The sequence below is a fragment of the Rhizobium tibeticum genome (assembly GCF_900110205.1).
GTDB lineage: Bacteria > Pseudomonadota > Alphaproteobacteria > Rhizobiales > Rhizobiaceae > Rhizobium > Rhizobium tibeticum.
In genome coordinates, this window is sequence record NZ_FOCV01000008.1 from 89985 (window position 1) to 111413 (window position 21429).

A 21429-nucleotide genomic window follows, 5' to 3' on the forward strand; every position below is an offset into this window, starting at 1 on the left:
GCATCACGCAACCAAAGAAAAAGGGACCGCAGCTGCCGGCGATCCCTTTCGTATTGTCTCAAAGCATCTGGGCCGGATGTCGCTCAGACATTGCCCATGCAGAGATATTTCATCTCGAGATAGTCCTCGGCACCGTGACGCGAGCCCTCGCGGCCAAGGCCGGATTGCTTGATGCCACCGAAAGGTGCCGTTTCCGTCGACATCAGACCGGTGTTGATGCCCACCATCCCGTATTCGAGCGCCTCGGCGACGCGCCAGACCTTCTTGAGGTCACCGGCGAAGAAATAGGCGGCGAGACCGAACTCGGTGTCGTTTGCCTGGGCGATGACATCCTCGACCGTATCGAAGCGGAAGAGCGGCGCAACGGGACCGAACGTCTCCTCACGAGCGACCTTCATCTCGCGGGTAACGCCGGTGAGCACGGTCGGCGTGAAGAAGGTGCCGGCACCTTCGACGCGCTTGCCGCCCGTCAGGATCCTTGCCCCCTTCGAGACAGCATCCGCCACGTGGCTTTCGACCTTCGCCAGCCCCTGCTCATCAATCAGCGGGCCGATCGCCACGCCTGCCTTGAAGCCGTCGCCGACCGCCATCGTCTCGACCTTCGCCGCAAGCTTGGCGGCAAAGGCGTCATAGACGCCGGACTGGACATAGAGGCGGTTGGCGCAGACGCAGGTCTGGCCCGCATTGCGATACTTCGACGCCAACGCACCCTCGACCGCGGCATCGAGATCGGCATCGTCAAAGACGATGAACGGCGCGTTGCCGCCGAGCTCGAGGCTGATCTTCTTGATCTGATCGGCGCACTGGCGCATCAGAATGCGGCCAACCTCGGTCGATCCGGTGAAGCTGATCTTGCGCACCTTCTCGTTGCCGCAGAGTTCCTTGCCGATCGCCGGGCCGTCGTCGCCGACGATGACGTTGAAGACGCCGGCTGGAATGCCGGCCTGCTCGGCAAGAACTGCAAGTGCCAGTGCCGACAGCGGCGTCTGCTCGGCCGGCTTGGCGACAACCGCGCAGCCGACGGCTAGCGCCGGTGCGATCTTGCGGGTGATCATCGCTGCCGGAAAATTCCAGGGCGTGATTGTGCCGACGACGCCGACGGGCTGCTTGATGACGATCATGCGCTTGTCGTTCGACGGCGCCGGGATCGTTTCGCCATAGATGCGCTTGGCTTCCTCCGCGTACCATTCGACATAGGCGGCGGCGTAAAGAATCTCGCCACGGGCCTCCGCGAAAGGCTTGCCCATTTCAGCGGTGAGGATTGCAGCCAGCTCATCGGCATGGGCAACCATCAGGTCGAACCATTTGCGCAGGATCCCGGCGCGTTCCTTGGCAGGGCGCGCGGCCCAGGCCGGCTGCGCGGCATAGGCGGCATCGATCGCTTCCCGCGTTTCGGCGGCACCCATGTCGGGCAGCGAGGCCAGAACCTCACCGGTAGCAGGATTGAGGACATCGAAGGTCTTGGTCGCGCCACCGGCTGTCCAGGAGCCGTTGATGTAACCGGCATCGCGCAGGAAGGGCGAGGAGAAGGGAACGTGCTTGGTCAGTGCAGTCGTGAATGCCATGTCATGTAACTCCAGGGCAGAGAGGGCCGGCCAGCCTACTTGCCACTTGCTTCGAGGATCGAGGCTTCCACAATGTCCAGTGCTTCACCAAAGACACTGTCCTGGATGGTAATCGGGGCAAGGAAGCGGATGACGTTGCCGTGGACACCACAGGTCAACAGGATCAGGCCCTTCTCAAGCGCGGTCAGACGGACCTTGTTGGCGAATTCGGCACTCGGCAGCTTCGTCGTCCTGTCGTTGAATTCGACGGCATTCATGAAGCCCGGGCCACGGATATCAACGATCTCAGGCGCCCTCTCGCGCAACGATTCCAGACGCTGCTTCAACCGGCTACCAAGCTGATTGGCGCGGTTGCAGAGATCTTCGTCCTTGATGACATCGAGAACCGCGTGAGCAGCGGCGATACCAAGCGGATTACCGCCATAGGTGCCGCCAAGGCCGCCCGGTCCCGGCGCATCCATGATGTCGGCGCGGCCGGTGACGGCTGCCAGCGGGAAGCCGCCGGCGAGGCTCTTGGCCATGGTCATCAGGTCGGGTGCGACCTCATGATGATCCATCGCGAACATCCTGCCGGTGCGCGCAAAGCCGGTCTGGACCTCATCGGCGATCAGGAGGATGCCGTGCTGATCGCAGAGTTCGCGCAGTGCCTTCATGAACGAAACCGGCGCCGCATAGAAGCCGCCCTCGCCCTGCACCGGCTCGATGATGATTGCGGCAACGCGTTGCGGATCGACATCGGCGGCAAACAGCTTCTTCAAGGCTGCAAGCGATTGCTCAGGCGTCACGCCATGGAGCTCCACCGGGAACGGCACATGGAAGACATCGCCCGGCATCGCGCCGAAACCGACCTTGTAAGGCACGACCTTGCCTGTGAGAGCCATGCCCATGAAGGTGCGGCCATGAAAGCCGCCCCCGAAGGCGATGACGGCAGAACGGCCGGTCGCCGCCCGCGCGATCTTCACGGCATTCTCGACGGCTTCGGCACCTGTTGTGACGAAGATAGTCTTCTTGGCGAAGTCGCCGGGCGTCAGCGCGTTCAGCCGCTCCGCCAGATGCACGTAGCTCTCATAGGGAACGACCTGATGGCAGGTGTGGGTGAAGTGATCGAGCTGATCCTTCACGGCAGCGATCACCCGCGGGTGGCGATGGCCGGTATTGAGGACGGCGATGCCGGCCGCGAAGTCGATATAGCGGCGACCTTCCTTATCCCAGATCTCGGCGTTTTCGGCGCGATCTGCATAGATCTGCGTGGTCATCCCGACGCCGCGGGAAATTGCAGCATTCTTCCGGTCTGTAAGGGTAGTCGCGGTCATCGGTGCGCTCCTGCGCTTTGGAATGAATCGAAGCGATCTTGCATAAATTCTGCAAGGGGTGTAGAAAATACCTACATTTTTCCTGCAAGAATGCAAGCGGCATTTTCTGCTTCAAACCGTCGCCGTTTTCGGCGATGGTCGCTCAAGAAAACGAGGGCCGATACGGCCTCAAACGAACCGGGAATATTTGGCTTATGAGCAATGGGACGTCCGTGCGCTACAAGGTAGCCGAGGCGGCAAGATCGGCAGGTGTTTCCGCATCCACCTTGCGCCTTTGGGAAAGCCAGGGCCTCGTCGTTCCGGATCGGTCGGCGACCGGACACCGACAATACAGCGCCGAAGACGTGGCACGGCTAAAGAAGATAGCCTGGTATCGAACTGAGCGCGGGCTCAATCCGGCGGCCATTCGCGAGGCGTTGGAAAGCGAAGTGCCCTCGGACAGTTCCGATGCAGCGGATGCCTCCGATCTCGGACGGCGGCTGCGCAGTCTGCGCCATGCCGCTGGCAAGACACTGGACCAGGTCGCAGGCGATGTCGGCGTTGCCGCATCGACGCTGTCGACGCTCGAGCGCACATCCCAGGGTGTGAGCTTCAAGACGCTGCACGATCTTGCGGAATATTATAGCACGACGGTTTCCCGGCTTTCCGGCGAGGAACGCGATGCCGTGCCCGAGGTCGTCCGCGCAGGGGCTTGGCGCACCTGGCCGGAAACCACGCCGGGTGTCACCGTACAGCTTTTGGCCGAGGGTCGCACGATGATGGACTGCCACCGTTTCGTGCTGGCACCCGGTGCGGCGAGCGAAGGCGCTTACCGGCACGATGGCGAGGAGTTCATGCATGTGCTCTCGGGGCGGCTGGAACTGGTTCTCGATTCCGACCAGTTCTTCGACCTCGGGCCCGGCGATTCGCTTTATTTCGAAAGCCGACGCTATCACTCCTGGCGCAATCGCCACGATGGCGAGACGATCCTGATCTGGATCAATACGCCGCCGACATTCTGAGCCTTAACGGTATCGCCGGCCACGTCTTTGCGCTATAGCGCCCTGACAGACATTTCGGATGAGAGACGAGGCAGATGGCAGCCACCATACGTTACCATGAAGGCGATATTTCCGCGGCAGATGCCGCCCGCTACACCGGAGCGATTGCCATCGACACCGAAACGCTGGGCCTTGTGCCGCGCCGCGACCGACTCTGTGTCGTGCAGCTTTCGGCAGGCGACGGCTCGGCCGACGTGATCCGCATCGCTGCCGGCCAAAAGGAAGCGCCGAACCTCGTCTCCATGCTCGCCGATACCTCCCGCCAGAAGATTTTCCACTACGGCCGCTTCGATATCGCCGTTCTGTTCCACACCTTCGGCGTCACCACGCAGCCGGTCTTCTGCACCAAGATCGCCTCGCGCCTTTGCCGCACCTATACCGATCGGCATGGCCTGAAGGATAATCTCAAGGAAATGTTGGACGTCGATATTTCCAAGGCGCAGCAGTCTTCCGACTGGGCAGCCGCGACGCTGTCGCCGGCGCAGCTGGAATACGCCGCCTCCGACGTGCTCTACCTGCACGCGCTGCGCGACAAGTTGACCGAGCGGCTGGTGCGCGACGGTCGCATCGACCACGCCATCGCCTGCTTCGAGTTCCTACCGACACGCGCCAAGCTCGACCTGCTCGGCTGGGAAGAAGCCGACATCTTCGCGCATAGCTGAAACGTTCCCCGATCTTGCCCGATTTGCACCGGGTGCGGCCTGCCGCGCGCCGGCCATTAGCGATTCTTTAACGCCGTTTCGCTAGGATACTCATTAATTTTTATGCATTCGACGGTGCGATGGAGCACCGAGTTAGGCAGGAGGAACTGCTGGGGAATGCGAAAGGCCGGATGAGCGCGGCCTTCTTGTAACCTGCTTTCACCACACTTTACGAAAGAAGGAGCATGACATGTTGACTCCGGTTCGTTCAGCGTCAAATGCGAGCTTTTCCTCCCAGGGCCAGACTGCGGCGGTCAGCGCCGACGGCCTCGCGGGTGCTGCCAGTGCAGTCGCTCCCGTGCATCAGATTCAGGGCGCGGATCTCAATTCTGCCGTTGCCGGCAGGCTCAACATGCTCCTGCTGGCTGTGCGGGCACGCATGGTCGACGCCCTTCTCGATGTACTCAATGCCACGAGCGAGGCGCTTTCAATCCCGCGTGAGGACGACGAAACTGCCCTTGCGTTTGCCTCTCGGCTGGCCGCTGCAATTCAGACGTTGCCGCCGGCGAAGATAGAGCAAGTCGAGCGTCGGCTTGCGATGCAAGGCCAAGCGGTTCCTTTGCGCCTGCTCGCAGCCGCGCTTCGGAATCCAGCCGGACCGGAAGCCGCCCGCATCGCGGCCTATCTCGAAACCATCCGCTACAAGGATCACGATCTCGCAGCCCGCGCCGTTGTTCGCTCCTACGGCCAGAACAATGCATCTCCGCTACGCCAGGAGCAGCGGACTGAAATCAGCATCCAGCGCGACAGTCTTGCCGGAGCAGCACGCCCTCTGACGACGAAGCAGGAACCGGAAGCTCCACGGCCGCCGGCATCGCTTGTTGCAGCCGCCTTTGTCGATGCAGACGGCGAGCAGGTCCAACTCATCAAAGAATCTGCAGTGGTTGACGAGCCGATCGCGAACTTGACTGTCGAGGTGGGGCGCACCGCGTTCGACCAGGATTTGCAAGAGGCCATATCGCCTAAGGAAGCCGCGGATTTTGCGCACGCAACGGCACAAGCGGACACACCGCGGGCAGTGTCAAAGGGCGAGCCCATCATTCCGAAGAGCTGGCCGGCGATACCAGCCTCACTCTCGGACGCCACGACAAAGCTGATCGTTACAATCATTCAGGACCAGGAAACGGACGCGTTGCTGGAGGCTGCCGATCCAGATCCCGCAGTCGAAATCGACATCATCCTCGGCGAGACGGTCCTTACTGGTCTCCCGGAGGAATTGGCCACCCTGCCCGATCGGCACGCGCCGGCGGATGGCGTGGCGCATCAATCGCCACTTGTCGCAGAACAACCGGCGACCGAAACAGCCGCCACTGCCGCGAAGAAACACTCTGCACCGGAAGTGCCGGTGCCATTGATGGTGCAGCAGGCGATCGATGAACCCTATGTACCGGTGCTCATGAAGATCGTCGAGGGCGTGCCTTACGCGATGCAGCCCTACGAGTTCTCGAGGGACGAGGCCGACGACAGCGGCGCCCGCGAGATGTATCGCGAAGATCACAACGGCGGCGAGCCGTCGGAAGAGGATGCTGAGCAAGGCGATCCCCCGAATGACAGCGAGGCCGATATCATCACGGATGATGAAGCCGCCGCGATGGTCGCCCGGGAAAGCCAGATCAAGGCTGGGACACCGCCTCACCGTCCGGCGCCGGCCCTGCCAATGGCTGCGAGCATGGACGAAGCCTATACGCTCTACCGGCGCAAGGTCGACTGGGAATAGCCAGAGACCGCGACAACAACAGCACACAAGCAAAGAACCCGCCGGATCGCTCCGGCGGGTTCTTTTCGTCTTCAAGCCTGAGGCCAGCGATTATTCGCCGCCGCGGTTCTTCAGAGCCGCGCCAAGGATGTCGCCGAGCGAAGCGCCGGAATCGGACGAACCGAACTGAGCGACAGCTTCCTTCTCTTCCGCGATTTCCAGAGCCTTGATGGACAGCATGATCTTGCGGTCCTTCTTGGAGAAGTTGGTGACGCGAGCGTCAACAACCTGGCCAACCGAGAAGCGTTCCGGACGCTGTTCGTCGCGATCGCGCGACAGGTCTGCGCGGCGGATGAACGAAGTGATGTCTTCGTGGTCGACGAGCTTCACTTCGATGCCGCCGTCGTTGACTGCGATGACTTCGCAGGAAACGACTGCATTCTTGCGCAGGTCGCCGGAAGCTGCTGCTTCGCCGACAGCATCCTTGCCGAGCTGCTTGATGCCGAGCGAGATGCGCTCCTTTTCGACATCAACATCGAGAACGACAGCCTTGACGACGTCGCCCTTGTTGAACTCTTCGATGACCTGTTCGCCCGGACGGTTCCAGTCGAGGTCGGAGAGGTGCACCATGCCGTCAACATCGCCGTCAAGGCCGATGAACAGGCCGAATTCGGTCTTGTTCTTGACTTCGCCTTCGACTTCAGTGCCAGCCGGATGGTTGCGAGCGAAGGCTGCCCACGGATTTTCCAGCGTCTGCTTGAGGCCGAGCGAAATACGACGCTTGGACGGATCGACTTCGAGAACGACAACTTCGACTTCCTGGCTCGTGGACAGGATCTTGCCGGGGTGCACGTTCTTCTTGGTCCAGGACATTTCCGAGATGTGGATCAGGCCTTCGATGCCCGGTTCCAGCTCGACGAACGCACCGTAGTCGGTGATGTTCGTGACGGTACCGGAAATCTTCTTGCCTTCCGGATACTTGGCCTGGATGCCATCCCACGGATCCGACTCGAGCTGCTTCATGCCGAGCGAGATGCGGTGGGTTTCCTGGTTGATACGGATGATCTGAACCTTGACCTGCTGGCCAATGGACAGGATTTCCGACGGATGGTTCACACGGCGCCATGCCATGTCGGTGACGTGCAGCAGGCCGTCGATGCCGCCGAGGTCAACGAACGCACCGTAATCGGTGATGTTCTTGACGACGCCGTCAACAACCTGGCCTTCTTCGAGGTTCTGAACGATTTCAGAACGCTGCTCGGCACGGGATTCTTCCAGAACCGTACGACGCGATACGACGATGTTGCCGCGGCGCTTGTCCATCTTGAGGATTTCGAAGGGCTGCGGGTTGTGCATCAGCGGGGTAACGTCGCGGATCGGACGGATGTCGACCTGCGAACGCGGCAGGAAGGCGATCGCGCCGTCGAGGTCGACCGTGAAGCCGCCCTTGACCTGGTTGAAGATGACGCCTTCAACGCGCTCACCAGCTTCGAACTTGGCTTCGAGCTTGATCCAGCTTTCTTCGCGGCGAGCCTTCTCGCGCGACAGAACAGCTTCGCCGAGAGCGTTTTCGATGCGCTCAACGTAAACTTCGACTTCGTCGCCGACCTTGAGCGAGCCGTCCTTGGCCTTGGCGCCGAATTCCTTGAGTAGGATGCGACCTTCGACCTTGAGGCCGACGTCGACAACGGCAGAATCCTTCTCGATTGCCGTTACGATGCCCTTGGTGACATAGCCTTCAGCCAGGTCGTGCTTGGCAAAGGACTCTTCGAGAAGAGCCGCGAAATCTTCGCGAGAGGGAGTAGCTACTGACATGTAATCTCCTGCATATCCGAATCCGGATACGTATGCGCCGGTTGGTTCGTGTTGAACGGGCCTGAACCCAGTCCGCCTCCTTTCAGGAAGCAATCCGGCGCTTGGACGGAATTTCAGGCTTAGTCTTCATAAGCGACCCAGGCAGAGCTTGGGCAAACCGCTCGAATTCAGGTATTTCGGCTCAAAGCTGCATCGATGATCGATTTCGCAGCTTGAAACGCCGCCTCTATACTCATTTCCGACGTATCAAGCAAGTGCGCGTCTTCCGCTGGTTTCAAAGGGCTGTCGGCCCGCCCCATGTCGCGTTCGTCGCGCCGCTTGACGTCTTCGAAAATGGCATCGAAATCGGCAATGCCTCCCTTGCCTCTTATCTCGTCGTAGCGGCGCTTTGCCCGAACCTCGGGACTTGCCGTCACGTAGAGCTTCACCGGCGCCGACGGGCACACGACGGTACCGATATCACGGCCGTCCAACACCGTTCCGGGCGCCTTTTTCGAGAATCGCCGCTGTGCCTCCACCAGTGCACGCCGCACCGCAGGCATGACCGCGATCTTCGAGGCCGCCTCGCCGATCTCGTGTTTCGAGAGTATATCGCGATCGAGACCGGCCAGTTCAACCTCGCGAGCCATCTTTTCCGCCACCGCCTCGTCATCGAGCGTCAGGCCGGCGTCAAGCAATGCCTTTGCCGTGGCGCGGTAGGTAAGGCCCGTATCGAGATGATGGAAATCGTAGGTCTCCGCTATACGGCGCGAGAGTGTACCCTTGCCTGCAGCGGCCGGCCCATCGATGGCGATCGTAAAGTGTCTGGAGGTCATCTGTCCCATTTCTCCGTCAGCCCCCCGTAGCGACGAACGAGATCGACCATATCGGCCTGACCGGCCCCTTCGCCGAGACCGGCAGCAACCCCCTCGCGATCGGCAACCGGTCGGTTCTGGCTTACCTTCCACTTGCCTTCGATCGTGGCAATCTCGATTTCCACGCCGATGATGCCTTTCAGTTGCGCGCGAATGAAATCATCCGGCGCGTCGCCGACCGCCCAGGGCCTGTCACGCGATCCTTCCTGTTGCGTGGTGATTGCGTTGATCTGCGCTAGCAGCCAGGCGGCATCGTCGATGACGCGCGCCTTGCCCCTCACCTGCACGATGGCGTAATTCCAGGTCGGCACGACTTTGCCGGTCTCCTGCTTCGTCTGGTACCAGGACGGCGTAATATAGGCATCGGCGCCCTGGAAGACGGCAAGCACATCGGCGCCCGCGTCGATATCGCGCCACTGCGCATTGGCCTTGGCGAGGTGAAGACGCAAGATCCCCTTCTCGGATGCAGCGGCATCCAGATGGAAGGGAACCGAATTGGCCATCAGGCCCGAGGCGCCCGCCGTGATCAGCAAGCCGAGCGGATGCGCCCGGATCAAGGCGTGCTGAACACCTAAGTCGTCCTCACGAAAATGCGGCGGCTGGTACATTGTCTGACACCCATTCCGGCAGCCGGCCGCGCGCCGATCTGCCCTGCAAATGAACAATCGCCGGCTCACTACCACAAATGGCGGTGGCGGTCATCCGGCGCCCATGAGCGATGCATGAAGTTTGGCTTTGACATGCAGTGCTGCAACGATTATGGGGACCGGCTTATAAATTCCGAATAGCACGCCGGTTTTCACGGCATTTGCCGAATCGTGATTCGGCCATTCTCACGAGGCTTACAGTGGCGAAAGCTGAACTTGGAACGAAGCGTACCGACCCGGAAACCGGCAAGAAGTTCTACGACCTGAACCGGGATCCGATTGTTTCTCCTTACACCGGCAAGTCCTATCCCCTCTCCTTCTTCGAGGAAACCTCTGCTGCCGCAGCGGCTGAAGTCCAGGATGAAGAGGAAGTGGCGGAAGTCGATACCGAAACCACGGAAGTCGAACTGGTTTCGCTCGAGGACGCTGATGAGGGCGCATCTGGCGACGACATTCCAGATATGGGCGATGACGACGTCGAAATCGAAGGCGATGACGACGACGACACCTTCCTCGAAGCCGACGAAGACGACGACGATGACGACATGAGCGACATCATCGGCGTCACCGGCGACGAAGACGAAGTCTGATCCGATAAGTCTCGGCCCGGACGAGAAAATTTCGCCGGGCCGATCTTTTTGGCTTGCTATCTCCAAAAACCGGAAGTAATAAGCCGCCACTCCGCGAGGCAAGCCTTCGCGAAGCATCCCAGGACCGGCCACGCCGGACCGCCTTGATGGGGCTATAGCTCAGCTGGGAGAGCGCTTGCATGGCATGCAAGAGGTCAGCGGTTCGATCCCGCTTAGCTCCACCAAATTCCTTCAACTGTTTCAACGAGTTACTCGCGAAAGAACGCTACCTAGCGAACCGTAGCGGCTCGGGGAAGCACCGGGGAACCACGAAGCAGCTAGTCTCACTTTTTTTACCGCCGTTTGGGATAAAAAGACGTCGAGAACGTTACCAATGTAGACAAACGCCTTGACGGCAAACGGCACGGCTGATTCTCTTGGGACCAGATGCGCCGCCAGCCTCGCGCAACGACCAGCTTCTATGAGTGAAGTGAGCACTCAGTCGCTCGATGGAGAGCACCATGAACATCTATCAATCCGTCGCAATGGCAGACATTTCCGACATCACCCGCCCGAAGTCTTCTGGGCGAATGGTAGATACGCGAGTCGTCCACGCTCCCGCCGAGCCGCGCCCGGACTATGACAAGATGCGCCGCATGATCCATGGCGATGATGCGGAAAAGAAGGTCCCGGGGGAAAATGAGCAAGGACGAAAGCAAGGTTAGTAAAGGCGACGAACCAAAGTTTCCGAGGGGGAAATCCCTCCCTACCCAGTCTCCGATGTTCTGGGTCCAACAGAAAGACAGATATCTTCGCCAACTTCTCATTTCCGACATTGAGGAGATGACCGAACGGCGCCTGGTTGTGTACTTCGCCAACCGATTCAAGAATGAATCGATTATCGACGCTGCCGATATCGCTTACGTTGCTGAGTTGCTAGGTGACATCGGAAATGCTCCAACCGATTTGCTCCTGCAGACAAACGGCGGGCAGACGGATGCAACCGAGGCGTTGGTTTCCTTGCTCCAAAGCATGGTCACTGACCTGCGCATCATTGTTGTGAACGCCGCCAAGAGCAATGGCACTACAATATGCCTAGCAGCACGAGAAATCATCATGGGGCCGACGTCCGAGCTCGGACCGATCGATCCTTGGTTGGCCGACGTCCCAGCGTCAATCCTGGTCGAGCCCGCTATCGCGCAGCAAAACTATCCGCTCCATCGCCTGGCGGCGTATGCCATCATGCAGACGAAAAAACTGGCCACATCCCTTCTCAAGAACGGCATGTTGGCTGGAAAGTCCGATCAAGAAATAGCTATGGTGGTTGAAGCTCTCTCGACCAAGGACGTTTTCCACTCCCATGGCTCTGTAATCGACCATCGTGAGGCAACCGCACTCGGACTGGCTATAAACTACCTGCCGCACGATGACGAACTTTGGAAGCGGATCTGGCTTCTGCACTGCATGTATGCCCAGGACATTACAACCATGAACTATCTCAAAATCTTTGAGGGTCGCTCCCGCAGCACCTCCATCGCGGCGAAATGACAGAACTCCGATTGGCTGAGCCTGCCCCCCATAACCCATTTCGCCGTCCCGGATTGCGCCAGCAGAGCGTAGATCAATCATTCAGTCGCGTTTTTCTAACTTCCGAAAACCTACATTATCGGAGCCCAAGCAATTCATTCGTCGAGTGGGGACAACGGCCCTCCTAGTCCGGGTACGCCATCACTTCCCATTCCAGATCGGTCATCACGCTTGCTTCCAGACCAGTGTAGTCGTTGAACAGTTCGGCGTGCTGAACCAGCAGTTTCCGTGTGGCGACAACCGCGGCGTCTCGTCCATCACATCGCTCGTGGTAGACTTGTATGGTTTCCGAAAATCCCTCCGGGCGTGTCATGATGACCTCCAGCACAGCATACCAAATGCCCTTCCCGCTCTTCTGCCTCTTCAGCAGCTCCAGACGGTCGACGGCTGCTTCGGCCAGAGCATTATATAGGTGCCGATGCTCCAGATCATCGCTGGCGCGTTTCCTCGCCTCGAAGGCGAAGCCTCGCAAGCTGGGCTCCTTTAGTGCCTCAATCTGGTGGGCTATCTCCCAGAAGCCAGCGGAAATCTTGTCCAGCGTATGTTTTGCTTCAAAGGTGAGGGCTGGCTTCCGTTGAGAGACACCTTTCGCCTCCTTCAAGCGATCTGCCTTCTGCTTGGGCCACAGATCCTGGATGACGCGATTGATATCGATGGCTGACGGCTCCCAGCGGAACTTCTCTGCGTACCGCTTCCTGCTGATCTGCGGTCGGATCGACACTACGGTATCAGACGATGATTGGGTCCCGATCGAGTTCATCGCCTCGAAGACTGCTTCCTGGAGCCCTTCCCTGATCTCACCATCCTCATTGAAGGTCCACATCGTTCCATAGGTGCGATCGATATGGATGGGTTTTCCATCCTCGTTCTGAACCACGGCACCGAGGACACGTTGCGTGGTGTCCGCATATTGCGGCATGGCGTCCTTGCCGTGAGTGAGACCTTCGACGAGCCGCTGCGACAGGCGCAACGGATCAGAGCCCTCGGGGAACAGATAGTACCTAACTGACAATGCCATTGATGAGAGACCCTCGGAGATGCTCACGCATCAAAGCGGATCACCTCCGACGATACAAGGGCCAGTACCAAGCATTGCATGCCCGATCTCAAATCACGCCTTTCAGCGATTCAAGGTAGCCAAGCACCGCGCGACGCAACGCCTCGCCAATCTCATCGACGAAGACATCTTCTTCGGCCATCAGCTTCATCGCCTCGATGGCGCTTTGACGGCTTATAGCAGCCTTGTCCCATTCCAAGAGCGCACGCATATGCGGGCCATAGGTTTGCTCAACCAGTCCATCTTCGTTGTCGCGGGTAATCTGCTCGCGAATAGCCCTGAGCGCCGCCAGGCCCTCGCGATATGCCGTAATCGCCTCAAGGAGCGGATCGGATTCGGAGTAGCCGGGAATCTTGAGGAAGGTGTGTACACCGTGTTCGTTGAGCGCAATTCTTGCTATCTTGAGATCTGAATTGTCGCGCAGGATGGTGGCCGCCTCTCTCAGGAGGCTGTCGAGTTTCGCCATCGGGTTGGAATATCGTTCCTGCGGTGCAGTGTTCGTTACAAGGTTTGGCATGGCCTGTGGCTCCGAGCTAGGTTCTCTGGGTGCGAATGCGGCGGCGATCAGGCTGCTTGGGCCAACTTCGGGGCAACGGTTATTACCGACTGAACGAAGCTGGCTATCTCGGCCATAATCCCTCCCGTATTCTTGAAGTGGTCGAAGAAGCCGCACGCCTTGATCGCCTCGGCCTTCATGCGCAGCCCCTCAGTAGTGAAGGCCTCGGCTTGGGAGAGCTCCCTGCATGCATTGATAACTGCGGTCTCTGCATTGCTGACACGTCGCTTCGCCTGGTCAACACCTGCAGCTATCCGGAGCCGAGCGGTCTCGGCATGGTATTCGCGGGCGAGCGCAAGCTGGCGTTCGCTTTCGACGATATTCCGCTCCTTCAGGGCTCGTTTCGCCGCTAGAGCCTTTTCCGTCCGCCCCTTTGGAACATAGGTTCGCGCCCATTCGAGCCTCTCTTGAGCATCCTCCGGCGACATGACGACAAAGCAGGCTGTTGGGTTGGCATGTCGAAACTTCGCGGCGAGCCGCTTGGTGAGCACGCTTGTATCCCTCATCATAAAGCGGCCGATGATGTCACACTCTGCGTCGCTACTGCGGTTCCCCTTATCGGCGTTCGCGGCGCCTAAAAGCTCCTCTGGGGCCAAGGGCCATAGATGCCGATACTCGTCCACGAGCCACTCAAGGGCGTCCCTTGCCTCACGCCGTTCCAACCGGGCGATGTTCAACCTGGCATAGGCTTCGACCAGCGCGGGGTTTTCTTCCATCGACGACGGACCATTACTGGAGATAGTTGCCTTCGCAACGGCTGGCGAACCGATGATTACAGCAGGAGCTGTGGCTGCGGCCAACAGGCCAAGCGCATCGCGACGCGTGAGCGCAGTTTCGGAGTTGGTGGTGGTGGGTCCGTTTTGCATGGTCGATCTCCATTGAGCGTATGTGTTGACTGGTCGTTGGCGGGTTCGGGCCTCACGCCCTCCCCTCGAGCCCCGCAATTTCAGTGTAGATTGCCCGCCGATCAGCGCGGCCTGAGACCCGCCAGTCGCGAGCGTCGTCCCGCATGAGTTCGAAGGTCAGCTCCTGCACTCGATCGGCAGCGCGCTGCGTAGCAGTCTTGAGAGCTTCGGCAGCGTCCCACTTCGCCGTCATCCATGCTGACTTCAGGCAGCGCGAGAACGACTTGCGCCGGGCCTGCAGGTTTGCAGGTCGCGCGCCTGTCCATTGATTTCGATAGAGCCGCCACGCGTGGGCCATGATGGCGGCTCGGTCGAATCTTGGCATGCCTTCGGCGGCTGCCCGAACGCGGTGGTTCAGCATCATGGGTCTCCGGTGGATATCCATTAACGTTATCTATAACGATAATCGTTACATCTGGACCTGTCAAACGATAATCGTTATGCTTGGCGAAAATTGTTGGCGGAGACTCTGAATGATAACGCCTGCGCAATGCAGAGCCGCACGTGGTTTGGTGAGCGTATCTCAAGAAGATTTGGCTACCGCTGCGCGCGTCGGCAACTCGACTGTTCGAAACTTCGAGGCTGGCCGGTCGGTTCCCGTCCTAAACAATCTCGATGCTATCAAGCGAGCACTCGAAGCGATGGGCGTCCAGTTCATACCGGAAAACGGCGGCGGTGCGGGCGTCCGCTTGGCTAAGCCAACCGGAGCTTGACGGCAACACCGCGTATTCACGCATCTTCAGGCGTTGGCCATTCTGAAATCCTCTTGGTGATGAGTACAGAACCACCTTTAGCGACGCCGCCGGCAGTGACTAACCGAAGCTCCCAGGAAGGTTTCAAGGCGGGTAACATCCACAGGACGCTGGCCGAGAATGGCGCAAACAGTGGAAAACCATCTTTCGCGCGGCTTTACACCCATCCCTGACAAAACCGACAAAACTGACGAAACCTGCATCTGCTGCGTTTTGTCGGTTAAGTCGGTTTTGTCAGGAGGCTTGGAGATCTGAACCAGGAGTTGCTTCTGCCATCAGGTGACCGGGGCTGCGTGCTCAACCGCACGCCATGGCTGCGTTAACGATATCTTAACATGCAATTTGACGGAGCATCAATATCTGCGATGTTCGCCTCGGGCAACTGAGGGGTTCGACCGTGAATTTAGGCATTTGGGCTCGGCGAGTTGGCGCCGTGGCGATATCGCTCGCGTTGGCGAGCTGCACAACGACGCAGGCGGAGTTCAGCAAGAAACCGGAAGCGGTGAGCAAGGCCGCACTATGCCGGACACTGATGGAAACAAAGGATCAGGCATTCTATCAAAGCCTCCTCGGGGAGTTGGCCCGTCGCAAGATCGATCCGCTCGAATGCTACCAGATGGTTCAGCAACAGAACCAAGCAGCCGCAGCGCTGGTGGCTCTAGCTGTTGTGGGGACCGCAGTCGCGGTCTGCGCCAACAACAATTGTGGTGGCGGGAATTACTATTCGCCAAGTCGCTACCCCGGAAACTGCCAATATGACTGGCAATACGACGCTGCCGGCCACAGGTGCGGCAATCGAAGCGCGATGTCGCGGCCAGGAGGATGGTGACAATGGGAGAGCCGATGTTGTCTTGGCGTGCATACTCTGAATTTGCTCGCGCTGTTACCCGCGAACGGCGCTACGTGTGGACGCCCGAGGTTCACAGGTTTCTGGAGATGGTGAAATCGACCGCCGAGACTCGTGTGAGTCACCTAAAACGTGGGGCCATCGTGTATCGAGCCGCAAAAGGTGTTGATGAACATGAGGACGAAGCAAACGGCACGTTTAGCATTTCTGGGTATGGCGCGGCGCGGATGCTCCCGCGAAGCGATAGAGCCACAGAAGGTCGCGCAAACCCTCTCGGCATTCCCGTAGTTTACGTGGCTACGCAGCCCATTACAGCAATTTCTGAGGTTAGGCCCTGGATAGGCGCGCAGGTATCGCTTGCGACGTTACGCATCACGCGACCGCTGAGGGTAGTTGATCTCTCAGACAACATTGGTGGCCGCGCGATGAAGCTGTCGTATCTCTTCAGCGAATTGTCTGACGAGGAGGCGCAGAAGGCACTTTGGGCCTTTATTGACGAAGCCTTCTCGCGACCCGTTTCCAGAGACGACACCGACGTCGCACTCTATGCACCGACACAGATCCTAACGGAGCTTTTTCGAGACGCAGGTTATGACGGCGTTAGCTATCGGAGCCAGTTTGGCGATGCCGGGAAAAATCTTGCCCTATTCGACCTGTCAGCAGTGAAAGTTGTATCCTGCGCGCCCTTCGAGATTCAGTCGGTAAAAATCGAGGCGAGACAGACCGATAACACTTGGTATCGCAAGTAACTCAATCACGTGGATGTCGGCGTAGCCGCCTTGCCATCTACGTGATTCTGGGATTTCATTACCGCAACCATCGGGGGTATTCTTTCAATGAAAAAGTGGCTCGCTCGAACCTTAGGGTTCGTGGTTGCGGTTGTTCTTTGCTACCTACTCGCTTTCCTCTTCTTTGCCGTTTTGAATGACGTTACGGGGAAGCACTACATGCCACGAGGCGCTGGATGGCTGTTCGCTCCCTTGGCGGTGGGCATAGCTGGCGCCAAACTCGCCGAAGGTGCTCTGCCAAGTTTGCCGATGCGAATAGCCTCGCCCAGCCAGACCCTAAAATACTATTTAGCGGGCGCAGTTCTCTGGATGGCCGCGGTTTTGTGCTGGGTTTTCATTTTTGATCCCTTCGGATCGTATTGGTCATCGGCCGACTGGGCATTTCTATGGAAGCTCATATTAACTCCCGTAGCATTCGCGTCTCTTTGCGGCGCTGTGATCCATTGGTTAAGGCCACGGCCACGGTAGGCACAACCAGGCTAGGGATTTCGTCAGCCTTATTTGCGAGGAAGCATATGAACTGGCTACTTGGGTTCCTTTTCGGCATCATCCTTGATATCGCGTTGGCAGTTGGCCTAACATTTTGGGACGGGCGTCCAGACAAGGCGTTCATGTTCCTGATGGCGTTGCTGTTCCTATGGGTAGTGCCCCTCGGAGTATCCTTTTGGGGCGTCATCAAGTTCTGGCTTTCATACGCCCTCTTCGGAAAGAGGCGCATCGTCCGTTATTACAAAGCGGAGATGTACAAATCGAAATTCCCAACGACTAACGGCTTCGCCGAATGGCAAACCTACCTGGACTACCTGATTACTGAGGAAGGAATTGCCACTTCGGTCAAGGTGAAGGCTGCGGCCTTCGCAAGCGAGATCCAAGCCTACAAGACGCTCAAGCCTGCGACCATCTTTTTGGGGCTTCAAATGGCGCTCGATCGGGCTATGGAAGAGTATCAAGCGCCACCATCGACAAGCGGCATGTTCGCCCCCTCGACAAAACTGACTTAACTGACGAAACCACCCAAGTTGCTAGTTTTGCAAATACATCACCGTAGCCATGTATCTGACAAAACGCCATTGCGTGAGGTTTTGTCAGGCGAATGCAAAGGGAGGCGGGTGCGATGACTGATTTTCTGGAAAGCGAGAGCGGTCAAATCCTGGCGGGGGCGCACAAGTATCTCAGCGCCGCCCGCATCGTCCGATATTCTGAGCAGTGGCTTCGCGGACCGACGCTCCTTCAGACGCCCGCTCTCCACCTGCTCGCACACGGCATCGAACTCCTTCTGAAGTTTCCGCTGCTGCAGGCGGGTGTTTCGCCCGAGGATGTGGGCAAGCGATATGGCCACGATTTGTCGAGGTTGTGGAACGATGCCCACAATCAGGCAACCCGGCGGCTTTGTCTGGACCGCTCAGATGAGGCCTGGAGTGAGGCTCACGCTTCCGGAAAATGGCCTATTGACGATTTCAACAAAGATCCGCGGCAGGAACTACTACTGGCGCTGGAACTGCTTGGCTATCTCCACGGACGAGAGAGCGACTTCGCCCTGCGCTACACGGTAGCAGTGAACACACATGCACCGCGCCCGGCATTCCTGATTGATGTCTTCGGACATGTTGCCGAACACGGCCTTAAGAATCCACGGCTGCTGACAGAAGCTTTTCCATAAGAAGCGCCCGCAGCCCAGACCACCGATAGATCAGCGATTGTTCTGTCCATGACAGTCAGTTTTGTCGGAACGAAAAAGCAAGAACCTAAGGATGTGACTATGAGTTGGTGGGAAATTGGTGAGGGGTCGGGCTACTCAAGTTATAACGGAGATCTGCGCGCGGACCTCGTGGAGTGCGCATTCTGCGGCGAGTCAGGTAAATTCCAGTTTGAAGGGCGCCTCACGCGAAAGAATGCCGCCGGCAAGGTCTTGCACTACGACACCCTGAAATGTGAGCAATGTGGGAATCTGACCTCCGTATTCTGGGGACAAGGGGACTCCGGGTTGCAGGGAATTCACCAGGTTCCTTGGCCTCGGAAAACGACAAAGTGGCCGCGTCATTGGCCGGACGACGTTGGCCGTTACTGGCTCCAAGCTCGAAGGAGTCTCGAGGCATCCAACTGGGACGCGGCAGCACTCATGGCGCGGAGCGCAGTGCAACTTACGCTGCGGCATCAGGGTGCGGTAGGAAAGAATCTCTATGACGAAATCAACGACCTTGGCTCCAAGGGGCTTCTCCCACCCGTTATGTTGGAATGGGCACACGAGGTTCGAGTGCTCGGAAATGACAACGCGCACCCCACTCCCGGATCTACCGCGACAACGGCTCAAGACGCATCGGCGGTCGTAGAGTATTTAGGTATGTTGCTTAAGGTCGTGTTTGATCTGCCCCACCAAATTACCGAACACCGCGGGAAAGATCGGGCCTGAGGCTTGCCCGTTCTAAAATGAAAATTCTGTGCTTGAAGTGCATCACCACCTGGCTTGTGCACGCAACGAGGAAGAAGGGAAGGCCGTGGATTTTTTGTTCTTCGCAACGCCCGGTGCGATGGAAAAACTGGCCGCATGTGCGGCAAATCGGTCAGTTTCCGCGTCAGATGTTGCGGCATACGCCGCGATTGTTTTCTCGCTTGCGACAGCGATTGGTCTCTACGTGCTGCAGCGGAGGGATGCCCGGATCCGGGATATCCAACAAGATACTCAAACCAGGATATCATCTGCATTGGAGCTCCATCGCGAGTACAACACACGAGCCTTTGCTAACGTGCGCTCTGAAGCCAGAAAGTTCGTAAGGCAAAATAGAGACCGGGGCGAGGCGTGGATTGATGCGCCCAGTTTCAGCACTTGGGATGATCCAAAGGACGAGAAAGCTGCAAAAGCGGCTTCTTTGCACGAGGTCATGCGTTTCTTCCATCAGTGGGGTGCGCTTGCAAAGACGGGCCGCATCGACGGGAATGTTGCCTTCGAACTTCTCGGACAGGATCTTGCTTGGTGGTACGGCTTTGCGTTTGAAGCCATGAGAGACCGCCGCGGCTCACGGACTTTGCCGTCCATTCGCTTCCTCGTCGAGAGCATGCAGACGAGACCCACGGCTCAGAGTTGGCAGAATTGGGTCAACGAGGGATTCCAGGAGAGACAAGAAACACGGTAGTGTTTCTGACCGAACCTTATCCGCCGTTATCAATCGGAAAGCGCTTGGAGGAGTTTGCGAGAAATCACCTTCAGCAGCCTAGCCTTGGCGACCAGCGTCCGTGTCTCGTTGGTGTGGCCGCCATGACGATAGTTGCCATTCCGCTCTCCACTTGGCGCACCAGCACGAGCGCCGTGCATCCGACAGACCTTCTTGCCGCGAACGGCAGGCGCCTGGCACTGGAAGCCTGACCGCTTCGAGGTAGCGTGGCATCTGGCCGCCGCGTTGAGCCGATCGGTAGGAGAATGGGTGCATGACATTGCCTCGGCCATTTCGCTCACCCCCGCCCCCCTTTGGTGACATTCCCGACGATAGCCTGGCCGCCCTCGTGGACGTGAACATGCTTCACGTTGACGTTCTGTGTACCAGTGCTCCGGTACTTCTTCAGCGCCTCAACCTGGGCCGTGAACGTCCGCATGAGCTGATTGGTTTGCTTCACGTAGGTGTCGATCTGTTGAAGACTCGCCGCCCGGCGCGACTTAGCGGCCATGTTCATGGTCATGAGGTGAACCGTAGCCATCTGTGTCGACAGCATCATTTCGACGTGGTCGGACGGTGCAATGCCCATTACCGTTTCCGTGAGGAAGGAAAGCTCCTTCGGGCTGACCTTGTCTCCGGGGGCAGCAAGAATCAACATCTGCTCTGCGACGAATTCCGACAGGTTCACGTAGTCGGTGCCTATGGCGTTCATCCACGTGGGATGCTCGACAGTGACCCGCCCACCTTCCTCGTATTGAACGGCGCCTTTTTTGCCTATCCTTTTCAATGTCACCTGATCGCACTGCCCGAGGCCGGCCACTTCAGGGGACGATTCAACCACCTCAACAGCGGCGGACCGTGCCTGTTTAATCGCTGTATTATCAGGCATTCACCTAATCCCTCCGAGGCCGTTTACACCGGAGTTCGGGACGAGGAAGGAATAAAACAGCGTCACACATATATCGGCGGCGCCCTTGGCCCGAATTTCATTGTTTTTTCTGAGGCGTATTGGGAAGTCAGATCCGAAGGCCGTGTCATCCTGGGCGACTGACTTTTTCCAGATCACCTTTTCGTTCGCGCCGTCGTACCAAATCAAGGACACCACTTTCGCCGCAGATCCATCGTTCGTGATCGAGAATCCGGAGAGTATTAGGGTGTCATCAGCAACCTCGCCGATACGAACCGTGGAGGTGTCTGTTAGCCGCTGCCAGACTGGCGGCATGAGATTGGCAGGATAATTGAGGTTCATAGACATTTCATATTGCTCCTTGAATCGGGGTTCGTTGGGACTGGAGGCTGGTCAGTTGCTCGCCTCGGTATCGCCAGGCGTGAAGATTCCGGAGAACTGATGTCCGGAAGCCCTGAGCTTTTCAGCCGCGGCCATTAGACAGTACTCATTGACACTAAGGCCCTCCCTTGCCGTGGCGTCGAACAGCGCTTCTCGGAAGGTCGTCGTTACCCGTCCACCACTGAGCATGATGTTGACGATAGGGTCTTGTCCCTGTCCCTGACGGGGTCTCGAAGAAGTGAGCATGTCGCGTCTCCTATGTTCATCTGACACGGAGAATCCCATGCTTCATGGGTTAAG

Annotated in this window: 25 protein-coding genes and 1 tRNA gene; 14 read left to right on the forward strand and 12 right to left on the reverse strand. The window is 58.4% G+C overall.

The features are described 5' to 3' along the window. Positions 1 to 83 precede the first annotated feature (83 nt). Together BSG20_RS11015 and BSG20_RS11020 are read right to left on the reverse strand one after the other, a co-directional pair. Positions 84 to 1565, reverse strand: a complete 1482-nt coding sequence (locus BSG20_RS11015; RefSeq protein ID WP_072374961.1) for an NAD-dependent succinate-semialdehyde dehydrogenase — start codon at positions 1563 to 1565, stop codon at positions 84 to 86. 35 nt (positions 1566 to 1600) lie between these two features. Then, a complete protein-coding gene (locus tag BSG20_RS11020) occupies positions 1601 to 2878 on the reverse strand; it encodes a 4-aminobutyrate--2-oxoglutarate transaminase (protein ID WP_072374959.1) in 1278 nt (425 codons plus the stop codon). Positions 2879 to 3072: 194 nt separating this feature from the next. Here BSG20_RS11020 and BSG20_RS11025 point away from each other — a divergent pair, with 194 nt between their 5' ends. The 3 genes from BSG20_RS11025 to BSG20_RS11035 all read left to right on the forward strand — a co-directional run bounded on the left by BSG20_RS11025 (position 3073) and on the right by BSG20_RS11035 (position 6336). Continuing rightward, a complete protein-coding gene (locus tag BSG20_RS11025) occupies positions 3073 to 3879 on the forward strand; it encodes a MerR family transcriptional regulator (RefSeq protein WP_072374956.1) in 807 nt (268 codons plus the stop codon). 74 nt (positions 3880 to 3953) lie between these two features. Then, positions 3954 to 4580, forward strand: a complete 627-nt coding sequence (locus BSG20_RS11030) for a ribonuclease D (protein ID WP_072374953.1) — start codon at positions 3954 to 3956, stop codon at positions 4578 to 4580. Positions 4581 to 4809: 229 nt separating this feature from the next. Then, positions 4810 to 6336 (forward strand): hypothetical protein, encoded by a 1527-nt coding sequence (locus tag BSG20_RS11035; protein WP_072374950.1) that lies wholly within the window; start codon positions 4810 to 4812, stop codon positions 6334 to 6336. Between the two features lie 90 nt (positions 6337 to 6426). On the opposite strand, the gene rpsA is transcribed toward BSG20_RS11035, so the two are convergent. From rpsA to BSG20_RS11050, 3 genes are all read right to left on the reverse strand, one after another. Continuing rightward, entirely contained in the window at positions 6427 to 8130 is a 1704-nt protein-coding gene (gene rpsA / locus BSG20_RS11040) for a 30S ribosomal protein S1 (protein ID WP_007798943.1), read from the reverse strand. 167 nt (positions 8131 to 8297) lie between these two features. After that, positions 8298 to 8945, reverse strand: coding sequence for a (d)CMP kinase (gene cmk / locus BSG20_RS11045; RefSeq protein ID WP_072374947.1), 648 nt, complete (start codon positions 8943 to 8945; stop codon positions 8298 to 8300). Further along, a complete protein-coding gene (locus BSG20_RS11050) occupies positions 8942 to 9592 on the reverse strand; it encodes an FMN-binding negative transcriptional regulator (RefSeq protein ID WP_072374944.1) in 651 nt (216 codons plus the stop codon). Before BSG20_RS11050 ends, cmk begins: the two co-directional genes overlap by 4 nt. Before the next feature lie 239 nt (positions 9593 to 9831). On the opposite strand from BSG20_RS11050, the gene BSG20_RS11055 reads away from it, so the two are divergent. The 4 genes from BSG20_RS11055 to BSG20_RS11065 all read left to right on the forward strand — a co-directional run bounded on the left by BSG20_RS11055 (position 9832) and on the right by BSG20_RS11065 (position 11748). After that, entirely contained in the window at positions 9832 to 10221 is a 390-nt protein-coding gene (locus BSG20_RS11055) for a TIGR02300 family protein (RefSeq protein WP_024313358.1), read from the forward strand. 148 nt (positions 10222 to 10369) lie between these two features. Beyond that, a tRNA-Ala gene (locus tag BSG20_RS11060) sits at positions 10370 to 10445 on the forward strand. 276 nt (positions 10446 to 10721) lie between these two features. Next, positions 10722 to 10925 (forward strand): hypothetical protein, encoded by a 204-nt coding sequence (locus tag BSG20_RS35560; protein WP_072374941.1) that lies wholly within the window; start codon positions 10722 to 10724, stop codon positions 10923 to 10925. After that, positions 10900 to 11748 (forward strand): SDH family Clp fold serine proteinase, encoded by an 849-nt coding sequence (locus BSG20_RS11065; protein ID WP_072374939.1) that lies wholly within the window; start codon positions 10900 to 10902, stop codon positions 11746 to 11748. Before BSG20_RS35560 ends, BSG20_RS11065 begins: the two co-directional genes overlap by 26 nt. Positions 11749 to 11911: 163 nt before the next feature. On the opposite strand, the gene BSG20_RS11070 is transcribed toward BSG20_RS11065, so the two are convergent. From BSG20_RS11070 to BSG20_RS11085, 4 genes are all read right to left on the reverse strand, one after another. Next, positions 11912 to 12805: a hypothetical protein gene (locus tag BSG20_RS11070; RefSeq protein ID WP_072374936.1), complete on the reverse strand. Its 894-nt coding sequence runs from the start codon at positions 12803 to 12805 to the stop codon at positions 11912 to 11914. An 88-nt stretch (positions 12806 to 12893) separates the two neighbouring features. After that, positions 12894 to 13310 carry a hypothetical protein gene (locus BSG20_RS11075; RefSeq protein WP_143147470.1) on the reverse strand — a complete coding sequence of 139 codons (417 nt, stop codon included), beginning with the start codon at positions 13308 to 13310 and terminating at the stop codon, positions 12894 to 12896. Positions 13311 to 13408: 98 nt separating this feature from the next. Further along, positions 13409 to 14116, reverse strand: a complete 708-nt coding sequence (locus BSG20_RS11080) for a hypothetical protein (protein ID WP_143147471.1) — start codon at positions 14114 to 14116, stop codon at positions 13409 to 13411. A 202-nt stretch (positions 14117 to 14318) separates the two neighbouring features. Further along, positions 14319 to 14669, reverse strand: a complete 351-nt coding sequence (locus BSG20_RS11085; protein ID WP_072374928.1) for a hypothetical protein — start codon at positions 14667 to 14669, stop codon at positions 14319 to 14321. Positions 14670 to 14778: 109 nt separating this feature from the next. Between BSG20_RS11085 and BSG20_RS11090 the strand changes: the two genes are divergently transcribed. From BSG20_RS11090 to BSG20_RS11120, 7 genes are all read left to right on the forward strand, one after another. Next, positions 14779 to 15018: a helix-turn-helix domain-containing protein gene (locus BSG20_RS11090; protein WP_072374925.1), complete on the forward strand. Its 240-nt coding sequence runs from the start codon at positions 14779 to 14781 to the stop codon at positions 15016 to 15018. A 436-nt stretch (positions 15019 to 15454) separates the two neighbouring features. Beyond that, positions 15455 to 15886 carry a hypothetical protein gene (locus BSG20_RS11095; protein ID WP_072374922.1) on the forward strand — a complete coding sequence of 144 codons (432 nt, stop codon included), beginning with the start codon at positions 15455 to 15457 and terminating at the stop codon, positions 15884 to 15886. 2 nt (positions 15887 to 15888) lie between these two features. Next, positions 15889 to 16653: an RES family NAD+ phosphorylase gene (locus BSG20_RS11100; RefSeq protein WP_072374919.1), complete on the forward strand. Its 765-nt coding sequence runs from the start codon at positions 15889 to 15891 to the stop codon at positions 16651 to 16653. 554 nt (positions 16654 to 17207) lie between these two features. Then, positions 17208 to 17693, forward strand: a complete 486-nt coding sequence (locus BSG20_RS11105) for a hypothetical protein (protein ID WP_093041114.1) — start codon at positions 17208 to 17210, stop codon at positions 17691 to 17693. Between the two features lie 113 nt (positions 17694 to 17806). Next, positions 17807 to 18352, forward strand: coding sequence for a hypothetical protein (locus BSG20_RS11110; protein ID WP_072374916.1), 546 nt, complete (start codon positions 17807 to 17809; stop codon positions 18350 to 18352). A gap of 99 nt (positions 18353 to 18451) precedes the next feature. Then, the gene (locus BSG20_RS38810; RefSeq protein ID WP_072374913.1) at positions 18452 to 19102 is read left to right on the forward strand and encodes a DUF4145 domain-containing protein; all 651 of its coding nucleotides are present in this window, start codon (positions 18452 to 18454) and stop codon (positions 19100 to 19102) included. 28 nt (positions 19103 to 19130) lie between these two features. Beyond that, entirely contained in the window at positions 19131 to 19823 is a 693-nt protein-coding gene (locus BSG20_RS11120; RefSeq protein WP_072374908.1) for a hypothetical protein, read from the forward strand. 316 nt (positions 19824 to 20139) lie between these two features. On the opposite strand, the gene BSG20_RS11130 is transcribed toward BSG20_RS11120, so the two are convergent. From BSG20_RS11130 to BSG20_RS11140, 3 genes are read right to left on the reverse strand one after another with little or no spacing between them, the layout of a single operon-like run. After that, positions 20140 to 20730, reverse strand: a complete 591-nt coding sequence (locus BSG20_RS11130) for a hypothetical protein (RefSeq protein WP_072374905.1) — start codon at positions 20728 to 20730, stop codon at positions 20140 to 20142. Continuing rightward, complete coding sequence (locus BSG20_RS11135; protein WP_072374902.1) at positions 20731 to 21096, reverse strand: hypothetical protein; 366 nt, start codon at positions 21094 to 21096, stop codon at positions 20731 to 20733. A gap of 45 nt (positions 21097 to 21141) precedes the next feature. Next, positions 21142 to 21375, reverse strand: a complete 234-nt coding sequence (locus tag BSG20_RS11140; RefSeq protein ID WP_072374899.1) for a hypothetical protein — start codon at positions 21373 to 21375, stop codon at positions 21142 to 21144. Positions 21376 to 21429: the final 54 nt, after the last annotated feature.